Genomic DNA, 17322 nt, shown 5'->3' on the forward strand with positions numbered 1-17322 from the left:
ATGAGCAAGTGTGTGCTGATAACCGGAGCCGCCACAGGCTTCGGGCGAGGCGTGGCATGGGAGCTTTCGGCGCGGGGCTACCAGGTGATCGCCGGGTGCCAGATCTGGCCCCAGGTCTGGGAGCTGCGCAACGCCGCAAGGCAAGACGGACTCGAGATGCAGGTCATGAAGCTCGATGTCCTGAACGAGATTGACCGCCGCAATGCACTGGCACTAGAGATCGATGTCCTCTTCAACAATGCAGGCATCATGGAGTCTGGACCCATTGTCGAGATTCCCATGACGGTATTTCGCTCGGTCTTCGAAACCAACGTATTTGCAGCGCTCGAACTGGCGCAAGGCTTTGCCCGCAACATGGTGAAGCGGGGCGGAGGCCGGATTGTCTGGACCTCTTCCGTGGCCGGTCTGGTCAAGGTGCCGTTCGATGGAGCCTATGCCGCCTCCAAGCACGCGGTGGAAGGCATCTGCTCCGCCATGCACGAGGAGCTCAAACCCTATGGAGTTGAAGTCGTAACCATCAATCCAGGTGCCTATCGCACCGGCTTCAACGATACGGGAATGGAGAGCATGGATCAGTGGTGGCACCAGGGAGAACGGGTTGTCCAGCACTGGCCGGTGCGTGAGCTCAATCGTCAGCATGATCCAGCGGAGATGATCCAAGCCATAGTGGAAGTGATAGCAGCACAGAAACCTGCGTACCGCACCGTACGGCCGGCAAGCGCCATGGAGATGGTCAAGCAGGAGCAATTGGAGATCTGGACCCGGGAGGCCTGAACCAGTGCGCCTGAGTGGGAGGCTGAGTCGCCATTGCTTGGCAGGCCCAACCCCGCGCGAAGACCAGTCCCGGCGCGGTGATCTTCTGTGAGCCCTTTGCCCTCGCTGCAAATGTCTTTCTCACCACTGAGTCTTTCCAGCCCCGCGCGACTGCCATATGGTTGCGCGCAGAAAAACCGTCTGGAATTCCAATGTCGAATCTTTTCCCTGCCGTCCGGCCTCGTCGTCTGCGCCAGAATGAGTCTCTGCGCACTCTGTTCCAGGAAACCGAGTTTCGTCTGGATGATCTGATTCTGCCGATATTTGTAGAGGAGGGCATCGATGACTTCGTCCCCATCAGCAGCATGCCCGGAGTGAACCGTATCCCCGAGAAGATGCTCGCCCGCGAGATTGAGCGCTATGCCCGCGCCGGCATCAGATCGGTAATGACTTTTGGGGTATCACACCATCTGGACGATGTCGGCTCCGACACCTGGAGCGAAAACGGTTTGGTGGCACGTATGGCGCGGACCTGCAAGGACGCCGTGCCGGAAATGGTGGTCATGTCCGACACCTGTTTCTGCGAGTACACCAGTCATGGCCATTGTGGCGTTCTGCACGGCCGCGCCGTGGACAATGACGCCACGCTGATCAATCTGGGCAAGCAAGCCGTCATCGCTGCCGCCGCGGGAGCTGACTTTATTGCTCCCTCTGCGGCCATGGATGGTCAGGTACTGGCGATTCGCGGGGCACTGGACGCAGCGGGCTTCCACGATACCGCGATCATGGCCTACTCGACCAAATTCGCGTCGTCGCTTTATGGACCATTCCGAGAGGCCGGTGGCACTGCTCTGAAGGGGGATCGCAAGGCCTACCAGATGAATCCCATGAATCGTCGCGAGGCGGTTCGCGAATCATTGCTCGATGAGCAGGAAGGAGCGGACGCGCTGATGGTCAAGCCGGCGGGAGCTTATCTCGATGTGATCGCCGATATACGCGCCGCCTCGCGCCTGCCATTGGCGGCTTATCAGGTCAGTGGCGAGTACGCGATGATCAAGTTCGCCGGCCTAGCCGGTGCCATTGATGAAGGACGGGTGGCGCGGGAAAGCATCGGCGCCATCAAGCGCGCGGGTGCTGACCTGATTCTCACGTACTTTGCGATGGACCTGGCGCGTGACGGAATCTGATCTTTCCGGAAACAGGATGGGCCGCTATACGCCAGAGTCATACAGGAAGCAGGCGTCTTCATCACCTCGCGAGGCATAGCCTTGCGAAAGGTTTTCGAAGTCCAGCTCGCCAAAGCTTCCGGCCAGAAAATCCAGTAGTCTCCTCACGGCAGGCATGAGTCCCCGCCGTGAGGGAAAGACTGCGTGAACAACCCCTCCCAATGGTTTCCAACCGTCCAGAACGGGAGCCAGCACGCCGTTGCGCAGGTCCTTGAAGACCACCAACTTTGGCAACTGCACAATTCCCCCGTCCTCAAGCGCCACTCGCCGCAGGGTGATCATGTCGTCGGTCACCAGCCGGGGCGTATGTTGCACCGTCGCCTGCACCCCATCGGGCCCCTGCATGTTCCAGACATACTGGCGTGCATAGGGCCCCTTGTTGAGGCTGGGGTAGCGCTGCAGGTCGGCGAGAGTATTGGCTGGCCCCAGGCTTTCCAGAAGCCGAGGGCTTGCCACCAGCTCCTGGGGGCTTTGCGAAAGGACCTTCATTGTGAGGCCGCTGTCCTCGAAAGGCGGGAAGCCAACCCGCAGGGCAACGTCAACGCCTTCCCGCAATGGGTCGACTACGCGGTTGGTGCTGTCGATATGCACTTCCACTTCGGGATAGCGCTGCATGAAGCGCGCAATCATTCCGGCCACGAGGAAGTTCAGCAGCGCGGTGGGGCAGGAAATACGGACCACCCCGCGTGGAGTCATGGTGTTGTGTTCGATGACCGATTGCGCGGTTTCTGCCGCTGACAGCATCGCCAGGCATTGCTGGTAGTACTCCATGCCGAGATCGGACACCGCGAACTGGCGCGTTGATCTGTTGATCAAGCGGACTCCCAGACGCTCCTCCAGTGTGGAGAGATGCCTGCTCAGCTTCGACTTCGGAATGCCGAGCGCCTCACTGGCTGCGCCAATACCCTGATGCTCGACAATCTGGGCATACAGGTAAAGTTCGTTCAGGTCATACATCGAACAGGTGTTCCATAAATGAAATGATCATTTCCGGGCCGCGATCTTTCGACATCGGAGGCCTCCGGATTAAGGTAATTGCACATTCGGGGAGGTAAGAAAGTTGAAAACAGCTCTGGAGCTCGCGCAACAGTTTTTTTCACGCTATCGCGCCCATGATCTCGATGGGATGCTGGCGTGCTTTTCAGCGGACGGACAGATCGACTATCTGCCCATTGGGCTGGCGGGGCCGGCCAGCACTGCCGGCTCGAGTGTCTGGGGCGCGCTGATCGATGCGTTTCCGGATCTCGGCAACCAGGTGAGCGCCAGTTACTTCGATGCCACGGCACACGTAGCAGTCCTTGAAGTAACCATTAGCGGTACCCAGGCGAAGGACGCCTTCGGGATCAGGAATCTCGGTCGGCATTTCGACCTGCCCCACGTCTTCATCATCAAGGTGGGAGACGACGGCTTGATCCAGTCGATGAAGGCCTACTGGGATAACGCGCAGTGGTTCCAGTCCCTAGGCAGAAGCAGCCTGGACAGCAGCACCTAGCGCCGCTCTCGCGCTGCGAAGCAGTTCTACCTATCAGACAACCATCAGGCGGTTCTTTCCTATGACCGCCGGGATTCCTGCAACCTGAAAAAAGACGAGGTGTGATGTGAAAAAGAAAATGCTGGTGGTACTGACCAGCTTCCCGAAATATCCGAACCTGGCGCGCGCCACGGGCCTCTGGCTGGGCGAGGCGGTTCACTTCGTGAAGAAAGTGGAGGCCGCTGGCTACCAGGTGGATTATGTCAGTCCGCTGGGTGGCTATACCCCAATCGATCCCCATAGCCTTGCCATGGCCGATGAGACTGACTGGCAGTGGTATCAGGACCCTGCCTTCATGGCTCGCCTGGGCGCCACGCTCAAGCCCAGTGAGATCAACGCGGACGATTACTCGGTGATCTACTACGCAGGCGGACACGGTGTGGTTTGGGACTTCCCAGACAACGAAGAGCTGCAGGCGCTCAGCCGTCGCATCTACGAGAAGGGCGGCATCGTCTCCTCGGTTTGCCATGGTGCGGTCGGGCTGCTGAACATCAAGCTGTCCGATGGTTCCCTGCTGATCAAGGGCAAGGAAGTCACCGGCTTCTCGAACACCGAGGAGAAGCTGGCGGAGCTCGACAAGTACGTACCTTATCTGACCGAAGACGAGATGGTGAAACGAGGCGCCATCTACAAGAAGGCGGCTGAGCCCTGGCAGTCCTTCGCTGTAGTCGATCAGCGCGTCATCACGGGGCAGAACCCAGCCTCTGGGGCCGTGGTTGCTGAGCGAGTGCTGCAGGAACTGGCTGGCTAGTGCAGTCCCGGCTGCTTGTAACGCCTCCACGCAAGGGTTCGGGCAGCCGGATTTTACCGTTTCGGTGAAGCAAAAATGCAGGCCCACAAGGCCTGCTCATTCCGCCCGCACGCCAGGAGAAGCGGCTATGAGCTGCCCCATCGATCTATCGCGCAGAAAACTCCTCCTAACTGCCGGCATTGGCCTTGCGGCAGCCTCCACGCCATTGCTTGCTCGGACGCTGAGCGACACGCCATCAGCCAGCCGCAGCAGCGGCGGCCTTTACCTACCCAACTCATCCGCCAGTGTTCCACTGACCCCCGAAAGCGTTCTCCAGAAGGCTTACGCTATGCCACTTGTCTCCCCTGCGTATGCGCAGCCTCCGAGTTGGTTCCTGGATCGCCCGTCGCTCACCATCAGTTATCGAACGGACCTCGAAGCGGCGCGAGCTATCGTGCCTGAACCCCTCGTGGTGAAGGACCCCATTGTCAGCCTTTCCTTCCTCTGGATGGTGGCGCCGGGCATTGGTGATTACTACGAGTTCGCCCAGGGTATCTCATGCTTCCTGGGGGACGAGGCCGTCAGTTTCAGGCCATTGATGGTCGCCGAGAACGTCACGGCGATAATGCTTGGGCGAGAGGTCTGGGGCTTGCCGAAGAAGTTCGGACACCCTCGTGTTGGGCAGAACAACGAGTCCTACGTGGGAACACTTGAGTACGACGGCAGCCTGGTTGCCCGGGCCAGCATGGCGTACAAGTTCAAGGAAGTGGATCTGGCCGAAGCGACAAAATCGATGCAGGTGCCAGGGGTCGTCCTCAAGATCATTCCGGATGTCGATGGCAAGACCCCACGAATAGCAGAGTTGGTCAGATTCGAGTACTCGACTGTCGAACTCAAGGAAGCCTGGACGGGAGCAGCCAGTCTGGACCTCTTCGATCACGAAGCAGTGCCGATTTCCACGCTGCCGGTTCGCGAGATCGTTTCCGTGCGCCATACACTGGGAAACTTCCTGCTCGCGCCGGGCAAGGTCGTTCACGACTACCTCAAGCAATCCTAGACCTGTTCCATAAGAGGTCGGAATTGACCTGCCGGCACGGTGGCCCCTCTCATTTCGGAAGGAGCCGCCGTGCTTTTGCTCCATGTTTCGCCGCATTCATGAATTCTGATCCGGAGTAACCCCATTGATCCCTTCCACGTTGTACGTCACGGCCAGCTTCATGGTGAAAAGCGAAGGGCTGGCTGACATGCTGGATTTGCTCGCCGAGCTGACTCTGCGCACCCGCCAGGAGCCGGGCTGCCTAGACTACGGATATTTCCAATCGCTGGAGAACCCGCTGCAGCTCACGTCTTTTGAGGTATGGCAAAGCGCGGAGTCTGAAGCGCTGCATTGGCAAACCGGGCACCTGGCCGATGCCTTGTCCCGCGCCGCCGGGTTGCTGCAGGATACCCCGCGGATCAGCAAATACCGCCGCGTCTGCTGAGCCGTCTCGCGGCGCAGTTCGCTGGCGGAGATGGCCAGCCCCGGCTGGCCATCTCCCTGTGGCTACCAGATCGGCAAGGTGTAGCTGAGGATCAGCCGGTTGTCGTCAAGGTCGTTACCAAAGTGGCTGGCCCGGACCGTGGCGTTACGCCATTTCAAGGCCAGGTTCTTCAGCGGGCCGTTCTGAATCACGTAGGCGATATCGGTATCACGCTCCCACTCGCTCCCAGTGGGGCTGTTGGCACCCAGGTTAACGTCGGTACCTTTCACATAGCGTGTCATTACGCTGAGACCCGGGATGCCCAGACCAGCGAAATCAAAATCGTATCGCGCCTGCCATGAGCGCTCGTCGCGGTTGGCGAAATCACCGAATTGCACATAGTTGAAGAGGTAGGGGTCACTGCCGGCGATATAGGCGTAACCGCTGTCTCCCGTCATGCGCTGGTAGGCCAGGCCGAAGGTGTGGGCGGCAAGCCGATAGGAGAGCATCGCGCCATAGGCGCCGTTGTCGATACCGCTTTCTCCGGCGTCATCGGCTTTGGCGAAGCGCAATTCGCTCTTCAACGATTGTTGCTCGCCAATGGGCAACAGATGGACGAGATTGACGATGTGCTGGCGATACAGCTCATGCAGTTCGCCATAGTGATAACCCGAGCTCAATTCCTTGTTCCATTGATACGTCAGGTCCGCAAAGTCGAATGCATTGCTCCGTTTACTGGTTCTGGCACCAATAGCACCGGAGCTGCCATTGCTTACCGTCATGTTCTCGTAGTCGGAGGAGTTACGCTGGTTCACCTGGCTCAGGCGTCCCACATCCAGGGTAGCTCCGCTGAACTCCTTCGAATTCAGATGGACACCACGAAAGGTCTGGGGAAGCAGACGTGCATCGTTGTAGGACACGGTAGGCAGGCGTGGCTGTAGTGTGCCAAGTCGCAGTACGGACTGGGAAACCCTGACTTTCGCCGTCAGGCCCAGTTCGGCGTACTCGTCGTCGGCTCGGCGCGTTTCCTTGTCTTGCTTGAGAAGTTGCGTTCCACTTCGTCCTCCGCCTGAATCCAGCTTCAGGCCCAGCAGGGCGAGGCTGTCGAGGCCGAATCCCGCTGGGCCTTCGCTGAATCCGGACTCATATCTCAGCAGGAAACCTTGGGCCCATTCTTCCGCCTTGGCCTGTGTCGCACCGTTCTGGCGGTAGTCACGATTCATATAGAAGTTTCGAAGTTCCAGCGACGCTTTGGATTCACCGAGTATGTCGGCGGTGGCTGGAAGCCCTGCGATCAGGGCGCTCGCACCCAGTAATAGCTGGGTTGTGAGAGTGGTGCGGTACATGTCGACTTCCTCTTTGTTGTTATTGATGGAAAAGCCGGGTCCGCACCGGGCTCGGGGGCCCGATGGGGGAGGAGGGGGAGGGACTGAAACAGTGATACGCCCTTGGGGATCACCACTTCACGCAAGGCTCCTGGGCCATGCGTACAGAAGAAAAAGACGCGGCTCCAAGGAGCACGAGCCGCGCTGTTACGCTCAACCGGGAATCAGAAGTGCTCAGCTTCTAACGCATAAAGACTGACACTGCCGGCTCGCACTGCGCAGGCCAGAGATTCACAACGTGGAAGCAGACGGGCATAGAAGAAGCGCGCGGTGGCCAACTTGGCGCGATGGAAGTCGTCGTTCTCGGTAGTGGAGCAGCGCGCCATACGTGCCCACATATAGGCGTAGGCCGTGTAGCCGAAAACGTGCAGGTACTCTATTGCTGCCGCACCGGGCGCTCGCGGGTCCGCGCTGGTGCTAACGCGCAGTTGCTGGGTTAGCTCTTCCAGCCGGTGCAGTGCATCTAGCAGTGGGCGGCTGAACTCGTCATTTGGTGCGGTCTGGACAAAGGCACGTATCTCCTCGGCGAACAGCGTTAGCAGTTCACCACCGTTAGCGAGCACTTTGCGTCCTAAAAGGTCCAGGGCCTGTATACCATTGGTGCCTTCGTAGATTTGCGCGATGCGCACGTCACGCACCAGTTGTTCTTGTCCCCACTCACGGATGTAGCCGTGCCCACCGAAAACCTGTTGGCCATTCACGCAGCTTTCCAACCCGGTGTCAGTGAAAAATGCCTTGGCCACCGGGGTTAGTAACGCCACCAGTTGCTCTGCACGGGATTGTTCCGCAGCGTTGTCGGCGTATTTAGCAATGTCCAGTTGCTGCCCGAGATAGGTGGCAAATGCGCGGCCACCCTCGGTCAGCGCCTTCATAGTCAACAGCATACGTCGCACGTCGGGATGGACGATGATCGGATCAGCGGCCTTGTCCTGCTGCTGTGGGCCGGTAGGCGCGCGACTCTGCAAACGGTCCCGAGCGTAGCTCACCGCGTTCTGGTAGGACATATCGGCGCAGCCGATTCCCTGGACTCCGATGGACAGCCGCTCGTAATTCATCATGGTAAACATTGCCGCCAAGCCTTTGTTCGGCTCACCCACCAGCCAGCCGATGGCGCCGTCAAAGTTCATCACGCAGGTAGCTGAAGCCTTTATGCCCATCTTGTGCTCAATGGAGCCACAACTCACCTGGTTACGAGCACCAAGGGACCGGTCTTCATTAGCCAGGAACTTGGGCACGAGGAATAGCGATATGCCGCGGGAGCCGGCCGGTGCCTCAGGTAGTTTGGCCAACACCAGGTGGATGATGTTCTCCGTGAGGTCCTGTTCACCGCCGGTGATGAATATCTTGGTACCGCTGATTGCGTAACTGCCGTCGGCATTCGGTTCGGCCTTGGTGCGAATCAGCCCGAGGTCGGTGCCGGCGTGCGGCTCGGTCAAGCACATGGAACCTGCCCAGCGACCTTCATACATGGCTGGCAGATAGGTGGCCTTCAGCTCCTCGCTGGCATGAGCATCGATCGCGAGGCAGGCGCCCGCTGACAGTGTGGAGTAGAGGGCGAAGCTGGCGTTTGCGCCGTACATCATTTCCTCGAACTGCACTGAGAGCATTTTCGGCATACCCATGCCGCCATACTGCGGATTTCCCGCCAGCCCGATCCAGCCACCCGCGGCGTAATTCGAATAGGCTTCGCGGAAGCCATCAGGGGTACTAACGACGCCGTCGCTCCACTGTGCGCCTTGTTCGTCGCCAATACGATTGAGTGGTGCAAGCAGCCCGCTGGTGATCTTGGCTGCTTCTTCGAGGATCGCGTCAGCGGTATCTGCGTCGACCCGCTCGGCGAGAGCTGGGAGGCGCTGCCAGAGCGCCGGAGCGGCGAAAACGTCGTGGAGCAGGAAGCGCATGTCGCGCAACGGGGCTTTGTAGGCAAGCATCTACGGAACCTCTTGGTACGGTGGTGGGAACGGTGCTTGGTCGGCAGCCATCCTCGCTGAGTCAGTGGTCGCTGGCGCTGGAAATACCGACACCGGTCTGGGCTCGAACCATTTGGTCGTCAAAGCCCTCATGGTCCAATACCGCTCTGGCACTGCGATCAAGCTTGGAAACCAGGACGATGACCAGAAAAGCCAGGGGCATCGAGAACAGTGCCGGGTGGTCGAACGGGAATAGGGCTCGCTCGTGTCCCAGCACGGTGACCCAGACCGTCGGCGAGAGGATTACCAGGCCCAGTGCGGAGATGAGGCCGGTCAATCCGCCATAGATCGCACCGCGTGTGGTCAGGCCCTTCCAGTACATTGCCATGAAGAGCACCGGGAAGTTCGCCGAGGCGGCAATGCCGAAAGTGAGGCCGACCAGGAAGGCGATGTTGACCTGCTCGAAGAGGATGCCCAGCCCCATCGCCAGCACGCCGAGGCACGCCACTGCCAAGCGCGAAACCTGAATTTCCCTGGCTTCGCTGGCTGCACCGCGCTTGATGACCATGGCATAGAGATCATGGGAAATGGCCGACGCGCCGGCCAGGGTCAGCCCCGCGACCACAGCAAGGATGGTGGCAAAGGCAACGGCGGACAGAAAGCCGAGAAACAGGTTGCCTCCGACTGCCTTGGCGAGGTGCATGGCCACCATATTACTGCCGCCGAGCAACACGCCTCCCACCTTGCCGTCGACATAGTAGGCAGGGTCGGTGCCGACTATGACGATGGCGGCGAAGCCCAGCACGCACACCACCAGGAAGAAGTAGCCAATGAAGCCGGAGGCATAGAACACCGACTTACGGGCTTCGCGAGCATCGGGCACGGTGAAGAAGCGCATCAGGATATGTGGGAGCCCGGCTAGGCCAAACACCAGTCCTAATGCCATGGAGGCAACATTCAGAGGGTTCGCCAACATGCCGCCGGGCCCCATGATGGCCAATCCGGCGGGGTGGCTCTCTACAGCCCGGCGGGCCAGTTGCTCCAGACTGAAGTCAAAGGGCGCCAGGGCCAGCAACATCAGGAGGGTTCCACCGGCGAGCAGCAGGATCGCCTTGGTGATCTGCACCCAGGTCGTCGCCAGCATGCCGCCGAAGATGACGTAGACCAGCATGAGCAGCCCTACCACTACCACTGCAACGGAGTAGTCCAGGCCGAAGAGCAGCTTGATCAACTGACCTGCACCGACCATCTGCAGAAGCAGATAGCAGCACACCACTGTCAGCGAGCCGCAGGCCGCGAGTACGCGAATCCGGTACTGATCGAGACGGAACGAGACTATGTCGGCGAAGGTATAGCGCCCCAGGTTGCGCAGGCGCTCAGCCATCAGGAAGGTGAGGATGGGCCAGCCCACGAAGAAGCCAGTCATGTAGATGACGCCGTCGTAGCCCTTGGCAAAGACCATGCTGGAGAGCCCCAGCAAGGTTGATGCGGACATGTAGTCACCGGCAATAGCCAGGCCGTTCTGCAATCCGCTGATGCCACCACCGGCGGTGTAGAAGTCGCGAGCCGAATGGGTCCGGCGGGCAGCCCACCAGGTGATCAGCAGGGTAATGGAGACGAACAGCAGGAACATGCCGATGGCATGCAGGTTCACCCCGGGCTCCACAGCACCAGGCGCTGCAGCGAATGCAGGTTGGCAGAGGAGGGTGGTTGCGCCGAGCAGAGCGTAGAGGTGCTTCATTCCTGGCACTCCCCGACGATGCTTGCGCTGAGGCGGTCGAAGTACGTGTTCGCCCGGTACACATACCAACCGGTCAACAGCCAAGCGACAAGAATGAGCAGGATGGCAACCGGGATTCCCAGGGGCAGGTGGCTGTCCTGATGAAGCGGCAGACGCAGCAACTCCGGCAGGCACGCAGCGACTCCCATGAAGACGAAGTATGAACACAGCACCAGTGCGCTCAGTCGCCACGTCAGTCTTGAGCGGGCCCGGACTAATGCGTTGAATCTGGGGTTTTCCCGGATTCGTTGGTAGTGCTCCGCATGGGGTGTAATAGTTGCGTTCATGGTGCCTCCGCTTTTTTTGTTGTAGGGCTGCCCTTTGGCTCGCCGGAAAGGCGAGCCAATGCGGGAAATGCGTCAGAGGGTGTTGGGTCAGCGCCAGGCGTAGTTGCCGAATCGCTCGCGCAACGTCTTTTTGCTTACCTTGCCGGTGGCGGTATGGGGGAGTTCATCCAGGTGCTCACTGGCATCGGGCATCCACCATTTGGGAATTCGCCCTTCCAGGAAGGTCACAAGCTCCTGGTGGCTGGGGGGCGTTTCGGCATGTCTGGGCACTACGATCAGCAGGGGGCGTTCGCTCCAGCGCGGATGCGGTACGCCGATCACTGCGGCCTCGGCGACCTCGGGGTGAGCCATGACCGCGTTCTCGATTTCCACCGAACAGATCCATTCGCCGCCAGACTTGATTACGTCTTTGATGCGGTCGGTGATCAGCATGTAGCCACGAGGATCAATAGTCGCGACGTCACCGGTATCAAACCATCCCTCGGAGGGGGCCTGGCCGAAGTAGCCACTGCGTACCCAAGGTCCACGCACCTGCAGTGAGCCGGAGGACCGTCCGTCGTGGGGTAATGGGCGTTCTGCCTCATCCAGGATGCGCATCTCTACACCGAACAATGCCCGTCCGGACTTGAGCAGTTGTTGGCCACGAGGCGCCTTTTCCAGCTCCTCGTACCACGGCTGGTGCCTGTTGTAGCTGCCCATCGGGCTGAGTTCAGTCATTCCCCAGCCATTCTCTAATGCCACTCCATGTCGTCCCATGGCATCGATCAACGACAAGGGGCAAGCTGCACCGCCGCTGACAGCACGTTTCAGCGATGGAATCTCGCCACCTTGAGCATCGAGATGGTTCGAGATGTTGGACCACAAAGTGGGCACTGCCAGGGAGAAACTGACCTGTTCATCGTTGATCAGCCGGACCATGACTGCCGCATCGCTGACCCTGGGACCAGGTAGGACCAGTTTGGCGCCGACCATGGCTGCGTTGTAAGGCATGCCCCAGGCGTTGACATGGAACATTGGCACCATTGGCATGACGACGTCGAGCGCGCGTAAGCCAACATTGTCGGCCATGTTTTGTGCCATGCCGTGCAGGACGGTACTGCGGTGGCTCGTCAGCACGCCCTTGGGATTGCCGGTAGTCCCGGAGGTGTAGCAGAGCCCGCTGGCCCGATTTTCGTCGAGGTCCGGCCAGTGGTAGTCGTCATCGGCCTCGGCAAGCAAAGTCTCGTAGCTGAGCAGATTGGGTAGTGTACTGTCGGGCAACTCTTCTGCGGCGCAGAGGACAACGTACCGACGCACACAGCCAATCTCCGCTTGGAGGCTTTCCAGCAGTGGAAGGAACTGCGGATCGACGAACAAAACATCGTCTTGCGCATGGCGAATGATGTAGGCGATCTGTTCGGGAAACAGCTTGGGGTTGATGGTGTGGCAGACGCGACCTGAGCACGGCACCGCATAGTGCAGCTCGAAATGCCGGTAATCATTCCACGCCAGGGTGCCCACTCGGGCGTCCTCCGGGCATTCCATGGCGTCCAGCGCGTTGGCCAGGCGACGTGCGCGAGTGAACGCCTGGGCGTAGGTGTAGCGGTGCACATTGCCATCGGCGAAAAGCGAGACGATTTCGGTTTCGGCAGCAACCGTGAGGGCATGCCGCATGATGGCGGCAATACTCAGGTTGAAGTTCATCATCATGCCTTGCACAGGCACCTCCAGCCTTATTCTTGTTTGAGGTTCGAAGCTGTGCACATGGCAGCGACAGCCCTTGTCGAGTATTCAGCAAGGGCTATGCCAATCTATTTGAAGATTCTTTTTTTGAATTAAAATTATTTAAAATCAAATAGATATATGAGTTTTCGACTGAAGGGCGTCTCATCCTTCGCGTCTTTTTACGTGCGAACTCATTTCATGGCTGAAATAGATTTCAGAGTTGCAACTAGTGGTGGGCCTTCACTGGACCTGTACAGCCTTGAGGCGCCGCCAGAGCGTTGTGCGACTGATGCCAAGCCGCCTGGCCGCTTCGTCCATATCACCGTCGCAGAGCGCCAACATTTCCTGCACACGTTTGATCTCCTGGGCCCGGCTGAGACTGCGCAGGTCCTGGGCGTCACTTGTTTCGCCCGGGGAATGGGGGAGGGTGGATCGTGACTCAAACAGCTCATCAAACAAGACCTGCAATTGCAGTGGACTGTTCTTGTCATGCAGGGCATGGGCCGACAATGCGGCGCGCTCGACGATGTTCTCCAATTCGCGAATGTTCCCCGGCCAGCTGTGCTGTTTCAGGTGAGGCATGAGCCGGTCGAGCAGTGCCTGGGAGGAGTCAGTGGCGGCCCCCTGGGGTGCCTGCCTGTCCAGAATCGACCTGGCGAGCATTGGAATATCGCTGGAGCGCTCGCGCAGCGGAGGAATGGCCAGGCGGAGGATGTTCAGCCGATAGTAGAGATCCTCGCGAAACACACCTTCGTTGATGCGTTTACGCAAGTCACGGTGAGTAGCTGCAATGACCCGGATGTCCACTGGTGTCGGCTCGGCCGCACCCAGGCGCAGCACCTCGCGCTCCTGCAGCACGCGAAGCAGGCGCGTCTGCAGGGTCACGGGCATGTCGCCGATTTCGTCCAGGAACAAGGTTCCGGTATGGGCGTTTTCGATCAGGCCAGCCTTGCCGCCCTTGCGGGCACCTGTGAAGGCACCTTCTTCGTGGCCGAATAATTCGCTTTCCAGCAGCGATTCGGGAAAGGCAGCGCAATTGATGGCGACGAAGGGTCCCGCCTGGCGCTGGCTCGCGTTGTGAATACTCTGCGCCAGTAATTCCTTGCCGGTGCCGCTTTCGCCATGAATCAGCACAGTGGCATCGGCATTGGCATAACGCCGGGCAAGATCCAGCATGGCGCGAAATCCGGCGGTATCGCCAAGTATCTGCTCGAAGTGATAGCGGGCCGTGAATTGCTTGGGCTTCACCTGACTGCGGATGCGCCGGTCCGCTCGCTGGATGGCATTGGCTTCCTGACAGGTAATAACGATACCGTCAGGTTTTTCGTTCTCGATAATGGGCGTGATGTTCGCCGCCAGCGTCCGGCCGGCCACTTTAAGGATGCGGCTTTCCTCACCCTCGCCGCTGAACAGAACCGTCGTTACGTCGAAGCCTGGTATGACTTCGGAGAGCGGCCGTTCGCGGGCCCACTCGCCAGAAATGCCCAGAATTGCAGCCATCCGTGGATTGAGCGACTGGACGATGCCCGCCGCATCCACGGCGATTACCCCATCGGATAGGTTGCGCAGGACCGAGTTGAGGCGCCGTTGCTGGACCAGGCTCTGCTGTCGACTCCGGCAAATCGCCAACGCATCCTCCATGGCGCGACGCACGGTATCGGCATTGAGCGCCAGCACACCCTGCACGCCGGCGGACTCCGCAATCTCGACCGCAGTAGATGACCCCACAACGACGCGATAACCATCATCGACGAGGCGGTGGATCTGCTGGCGTGCCTCTTCATAACTGGTGTAAGTGGCCTGGCGGATATCAACGGTAAACAGCGAGGACATCGCTTCCAGCTCCGGGTGGGCGTGCTGAAAACTGAGGATGCCCACTTTCGTGGCCCGGGCTCGGGCGAGGTCAAGGGCACGGATAAGATCGTACTCCCCCATGCGAATAGACAGGACGGCTGTCGAGATATGCCGTCTCAGGTACTCGGAGGTCGCGCCCGAACAGATGATGACGTCGACATTCCCCCTGACGTCCAGATCGTGTCCTGTATCACGCAGTTCATTGACCGTGGTCTCAACGATTTCCACTCTGGCGCGGCCGACGTAGTCAGGGATCACCTGTTCGACGATCCGGGCCATCCGACTTGGCCCCTCAGGCATGCGTAGGTGGGTGATCAGGGCTACCACCCTGGGCAAATACTCTTCATTGCGCATGTTTGAGCTCTCGCGGTCTTTTTTCCATGCTGAAACTTGAATTTCAAGTGTGCAATAGGCTCCGGCTGCAGGCTGCCGCAAAAAGGATTGCGATGGATATTTAAGTTACTGTTTTATAAGTGATTATTTTTATTTAAGACAATTTGGCCCAGCTCTTGCTCAAGGACTCGTAGACCCTCCATCGAGTTCGAAATAGCGATGCAAAGCACTTTTCCCCCAGATTCCGCAACTCTGCGGATCAGCATCCCAGATGCCTTCCCCGCGATTGCAGAGTATCTACGGCAACAGCTGGGCGCTGATTATGTAAGCATTGAGCGTGGTCAGCGCCTGTCCGGTGGCGCAATCCAAGAGAACTGGCTGCTCAACGGCATGGTTCGAATGGGCTCCCGGCAATTTACCGAGAGCTGGGTATTGCGGACTGATGCCGCTTCCTCAGTGGCGGTCAGCATGAGCAGAGCCCAGGAGTTCGCCGTCCTGGCGGCGGTGCACGCGGTTGGCGTCCAGGTGCCGGAGCCTCTCTGGCTATGCCAAGACCTCTCAGTCATTGGCCGTGACTTCTTCATCATGCGCAAATTGAGCGGCATTTCGAGTGGTCATGGATTAACCACAGATCCGCTTCTTGAGCCCATGCGCGACGAACTGTGTAGAGCGCTCGGACGAAACCTCGCCCAGCTTCACCAAATCACCCCCGAGCATCCGGATCTGGCGTTTCTGGCCCCGCCGGTCACAGACCCTGTACAGGCTAGCATCGACCAATATCGCGGCTATCTGGACGAATTGCCGGACAATCACCCTGTCATCGAATGGGGGCTTCGTTGGTGCGAAATGAACAAGCCGGCTCCACGTCCTGCACGACTGATTCATCGCGATTATCGGACCGGCAACTACATGGTCGATCAGGGGATCCTCAGCGGCGTTCTCGACTGGGAATTCACCGGATGGGGGGATCCACGTGAGGACATTGGCTGGTTCACCGCGCGCTGCTGGCGCTTTGCCCGAGGAGACCGTGAGGCGGGTGGCATCGGTGATGTGAATTCGTTCTTGGTCGGCTACGCCTCCGTCTCTGGTTACTGGGTCACCAGGGACGATCTGCGCTTCTGGCAACTGATGGCGCATTTGCGCTGGGCGGTAGTGGCATTGCAGCAAGTGCAGCGTCACCTGTCGGGCCAGCAGCCTTCCTTGGAGCTGGCCCTTACCGGTCATCTACTGCCTGAACTCGAGCACGAAATTCTTTTGCTCAGCGGAGAACGCCTGTGAACGCCAGCAATGTCAGCGCGACCGACCTTTTGAACACTGCCAGAAACACGCTTATCGGTGGCCTGCTGCCGACCTTGAGCGAAGAGCTTCACTATGACTGCCGGATGATTGCTCGCGCGATGTCTGTAGCTGCTCGGGAGATCGAACTTGGGGCAGAGGTTGCTCGCATCGAGGCGAATGCTCTGTCAGCGGTACTGGCCCAGCACGGCTTGGTGAAGCTCACTGCGGAACACGCGCGCCACCTGCTTTCCGGTTTCATTCGAAATGGTGTTTTCGATACGCAAGATGCCGCGCAGGCCAAGATGCTTGAAGCGCTGATGCAGATCACCAGGGCGCACTTGGCGATCAGCAATCCGAAGGTTGTGCGCGATGATCGCTGACCGCAGCGAAAGGCAACGCCGGCGCTGCTATCTGGTGCGCCATGGGCATGTCGACTACTTCGACGAGCAGGGCAGGCCACTGGATCCACGCTCGGTAAGCCTGTCTAGGCGCGGCGCCCTGCAGGCCTGGGCGCTCGGTCAGGTGTTGCAGGACACGCATTTTGACCGTGTGTTGGTTTCCGACTACCCGCGTGCACAAGAAACGCTGGACATACTGCTACTGGGGCGGGAGGTGCCACGCGAACCCATGGCCGAGTTGCGCGAGATCAAAGCTGGCCGTTTGCGTGAGATCCCCGAGCAGTCCATGCAGGACGTGATTCTGGGAGCGTATCGCGATGCAGCCAGGCCCGAAGCGACCTTTCTGGGGGGCGAGCGCTGGAGTGACTTCAATCGACGAGTGCTGGGAACCTTCCACGCACTGCTGAGCGACGATGACTGGGAATCGGCGCTCATCGTCAGCCACGACGCCGTCAACCGTATTGTCCTGGCCTGGGCCGCAGGCATAGGCCTGCAGGGAATTGCTGCCTTCGAGCAGGACACCGCCTGCCTCAATATCATCGATATCGACAGCTTTGGCGGACAACTGCATGGCGCGATTATCCGCACACTCAACTTCACCCCCTATGCCCCCCAAAAGGCAGGCATCCACGACACCGTCCTGGAGAGCTTGTACCGCCACATCCAACCGAACAAACCAGCGGCCTGACCAGG

At 59.3% G+C, this 17322-nt stretch carries 16 protein-coding genes; 9 read left to right on the top strand and 7 right to left on the bottom strand.

The genetic code is table 11. The annotated features are described in order from the left end of the window. Together ACKI1H_RS20640 and hemB are read left to right on the top strand one after the other, a co-directional pair. Nucleotides 1–774 carry an SDR family oxidoreductase gene (locus tag ACKI1H_RS20640; protein WP_440466144.1) on the top strand — a complete coding sequence of 258 codons (774 nt, stop codon included), beginning with the start codon at nucleotides 1–3 and terminating at the stop codon, nucleotides 772–774. Nucleotides 775–965: 191 nt separating this feature from the next. Beyond that, entirely contained in the window at nucleotides 966–1940 is a 975-nt protein-coding gene (gene hemB, locus ACKI1H_RS20645; RefSeq protein WP_440466145.1) for a porphobilinogen synthase, read from the top strand. A 24-nt stretch (nucleotides 1941–1964) separates the two neighbouring features. On the opposite strand, the gene ACKI1H_RS20650 is transcribed toward hemB, so the two are convergent. Further along, complete coding sequence (locus ACKI1H_RS20650; protein ID WP_440466146.1) at nucleotides 1965–2936, bottom strand: LysR substrate-binding domain-containing protein; 972 nt, start codon at nucleotides 2934–2936, stop codon at nucleotides 1965–1967. Nucleotides 2937–3039: 103 nt separating this feature from the next. Here ACKI1H_RS20650 and ACKI1H_RS20655 point away from each other — a divergent pair, with 103 nt between their 5' ends. The 4 genes from ACKI1H_RS20655 to ACKI1H_RS20670 all read left to right on the top strand — a co-directional run bounded on the left by ACKI1H_RS20655 (nucleotide 3040) and on the right by ACKI1H_RS20670 (nucleotide 5721). Further along, nucleotides 3040–3471 (top strand): nuclear transport factor 2 family protein, encoded by a 432-nt coding sequence (locus ACKI1H_RS20655; RefSeq protein WP_440466147.1) that lies wholly within the window; start codon nucleotides 3040–3042, stop codon nucleotides 3469–3471. 106 nt (nucleotides 3472–3577) lie between these two features. Further along, on the top strand, nucleotides 3578–4261 hold the full coding sequence (locus ACKI1H_RS20660) for a type 1 glutamine amidotransferase domain-containing protein (RefSeq protein ID WP_440466148.1): 684 nt from the start codon (nucleotides 3578–3580) through the stop codon (nucleotides 4259–4261). Nucleotides 4262–4388: 127 nt separating this feature from the next. Next, nucleotides 4389–5297, top strand: coding sequence for an acetoacetate decarboxylase (locus ACKI1H_RS20665; protein WP_440466149.1), 909 nt, complete (start codon nucleotides 4389–4391; stop codon nucleotides 5295–5297). 124 nt (nucleotides 5298–5421) lie between these two features. Further along, nucleotides 5422–5721, top strand: coding sequence for a putative quinol monooxygenase (locus ACKI1H_RS20670; protein ID WP_440466150.1), 300 nt, complete (start codon nucleotides 5422–5424; stop codon nucleotides 5719–5721). Between the two features lie 62 nt (nucleotides 5722–5783). On the opposite strand, the gene ACKI1H_RS20675 is transcribed toward ACKI1H_RS20670, so the two are convergent. From ACKI1H_RS20675 to prpR, 6 genes are all read right to left on the bottom strand, one after another. Then, on the bottom strand, nucleotides 5784–7046 hold the full coding sequence (locus ACKI1H_RS20675) for an OprD family porin (RefSeq protein WP_440466151.1): 1263 nt from the start codon (nucleotides 7044–7046) through the stop codon (nucleotides 5784–5786). A gap of 203 nt (nucleotides 7047–7249) precedes the next feature. Continuing rightward, on the bottom strand, nucleotides 7250–9016 hold the full coding sequence (locus ACKI1H_RS20680; RefSeq protein WP_440466152.1) for an acyl-CoA dehydrogenase C-terminal domain-containing protein: 1767 nt from the start codon (nucleotides 9014–9016) through the stop codon (nucleotides 7250–7252). Between the two features lie 61 nt (nucleotides 9017–9077). Further along, complete coding sequence (locus ACKI1H_RS20685) at nucleotides 9078–10736, bottom strand: cation acetate symporter (RefSeq protein WP_440466153.1); 1659 nt, start codon at nucleotides 10734–10736, stop codon at nucleotides 9078–9080. Then, nucleotides 10733–11062, bottom strand: a complete 330-nt coding sequence (locus tag ACKI1H_RS20690) for a DUF485 domain-containing protein (RefSeq protein WP_440466154.1) — start codon at nucleotides 11060–11062, stop codon at nucleotides 10733–10735. The genes ACKI1H_RS20685 and ACKI1H_RS20690 overlap by 4 nt, the downstream gene beginning before the upstream one ends. Nucleotides 11063–11149: 87 nt before the next feature. Beyond that, a complete protein-coding gene (locus ACKI1H_RS20695) occupies nucleotides 11150–12751 on the bottom strand; it encodes a long-chain fatty acid--CoA ligase (protein ID WP_440468894.1) in 1602 nt (533 codons plus the stop codon). Between the two features lie 255 nt (nucleotides 12752–13006). Further along, nucleotides 13007–14974, bottom strand: a complete 1968-nt coding sequence (gene prpR, locus ACKI1H_RS20700) for a propionate catabolism operon regulatory protein PrpR (protein WP_440466155.1) — start codon at nucleotides 14972–14974, stop codon at nucleotides 13007–13009. 198 nt (nucleotides 14975–15172) lie between these two features. Between prpR and ACKI1H_RS20705 the strand changes: the two genes are divergently transcribed. From ACKI1H_RS20705 to ACKI1H_RS20715, 3 genes are read left to right on the top strand one after another with little or no spacing between them, the layout of a single operon-like run. Beyond that, nucleotides 15173–16231 carry a phosphotransferase family protein gene (locus tag ACKI1H_RS20705; RefSeq protein ID WP_440466156.1) on the top strand — a complete coding sequence of 353 codons (1059 nt, stop codon included), beginning with the start codon at nucleotides 15173–15175 and terminating at the stop codon, nucleotides 16229–16231. Beyond that, nucleotides 16228–16611, top strand: a complete 384-nt coding sequence (locus ACKI1H_RS20710; RefSeq protein WP_440466157.1) for a DUF6285 domain-containing protein — start codon at nucleotides 16228–16230, stop codon at nucleotides 16609–16611. The genes ACKI1H_RS20705 and ACKI1H_RS20710 overlap by 4 nt, the downstream gene beginning before the upstream one ends. Then, nucleotides 16601–17317, top strand: a complete 717-nt coding sequence (locus ACKI1H_RS20715) for a histidine phosphatase family protein (protein ID WP_440466158.1) — start codon at nucleotides 16601–16603, stop codon at nucleotides 17315–17317. The genes ACKI1H_RS20710 and ACKI1H_RS20715 overlap by 11 nt, the downstream gene beginning before the upstream one ends. The last annotated feature ends 5 nt before the right edge of the window (nucleotides 17318–17322 follow it).

This window comes from Pseudomonas sp. YH-1 (assembly GCF_051990045.1).
GTDB classification, from domain to species: Bacteria; Pseudomonadota; Gammaproteobacteria; order Pseudomonadales; family Pseudomonadaceae; genus Pseudomonas; species Pseudomonas nicosulfuronedens.

What these genes read in the sequence shown, in the direction of transcription:
- hemB (WP_440466145.1), top strand. Translation starts at nt 966, where the DNA reads ATGTCGAATCTTTTCCCTGCCGTCCGGCCTCGTCGTCTGCGCCAGAAT.
- ACKI1H_RS20680 (WP_440466152.1), bottom strand. Translation starts at nt 9,016, where the DNA reads ATGCTTGCCTACAAAGCCCCGTTGCGCGACATGCGCTTCCTGCTCCAC.
- ACKI1H_RS20675 (WP_440466151.1), bottom strand. Translation starts at nt 7,046, where the DNA reads ATGTACCGCACCACTCTCACAACCCAGCTATTACTGGGTGCGAGCGCC.
- ACKI1H_RS20695 (WP_440468894.1), bottom strand. Translation starts at nt 12,751, where the DNA reads ATGATGATGAACTTCAACCTGAGTATTGCCGCCATCATGCGGCATGCC.
- ACKI1H_RS20705 (WP_440466156.1), top strand. Translation starts at nt 15,173, where the DNA reads ATGCAAAGCACTTTTCCCCCAGATTCCGCAACTCTGCGGATCAGCATC.
- ACKI1H_RS20665 (WP_440466149.1), top strand. Translation starts at nt 4,389, where the DNA reads ATGAGCTGCCCCATCGATCTATCGCGCAGAAAACTCCTCCTAACTGCC.
- prpR (WP_440466155.1), bottom strand. Translation starts at nt 14,974, where the DNA reads ATGCGCAATGAAGAGTATTTGCCCAGGGTGGTAGCCCTGATCACCCAC.
- ACKI1H_RS20715 (WP_440466158.1), top strand. Translation starts at nt 16,601, where the DNA reads ATGATCGCTGACCGCAGCGAAAGGCAACGCCGGCGCTGCTATCTGGTG.
- ACKI1H_RS20650 (WP_440466146.1), bottom strand. Translation starts at nt 2,936, where the DNA reads ATGTATGACCTGAACGAACTTTACCTGTATGCCCAGATTGTCGAGCAT.
- ACKI1H_RS20690 (WP_440466154.1), bottom strand. Translation starts at nt 11,062, where the DNA reads ATGAACGCAACTATTACACCCCATGCGGAGCACTACCAACGAATCCGG.
- ACKI1H_RS20640 (WP_440466144.1), top strand. Translation starts at nt 1, where the DNA reads ATGAGCAAGTGTGTGCTGATAACCGGAGCCGCCACAGGCTTCGGGCGA.
- ACKI1H_RS20685 (WP_440466153.1), bottom strand. Translation starts at nt 10,736, where the DNA reads ATGAAGCACCTCTACGCTCTGCTCGGCGCAACCACCCTCCTCTGCCAA.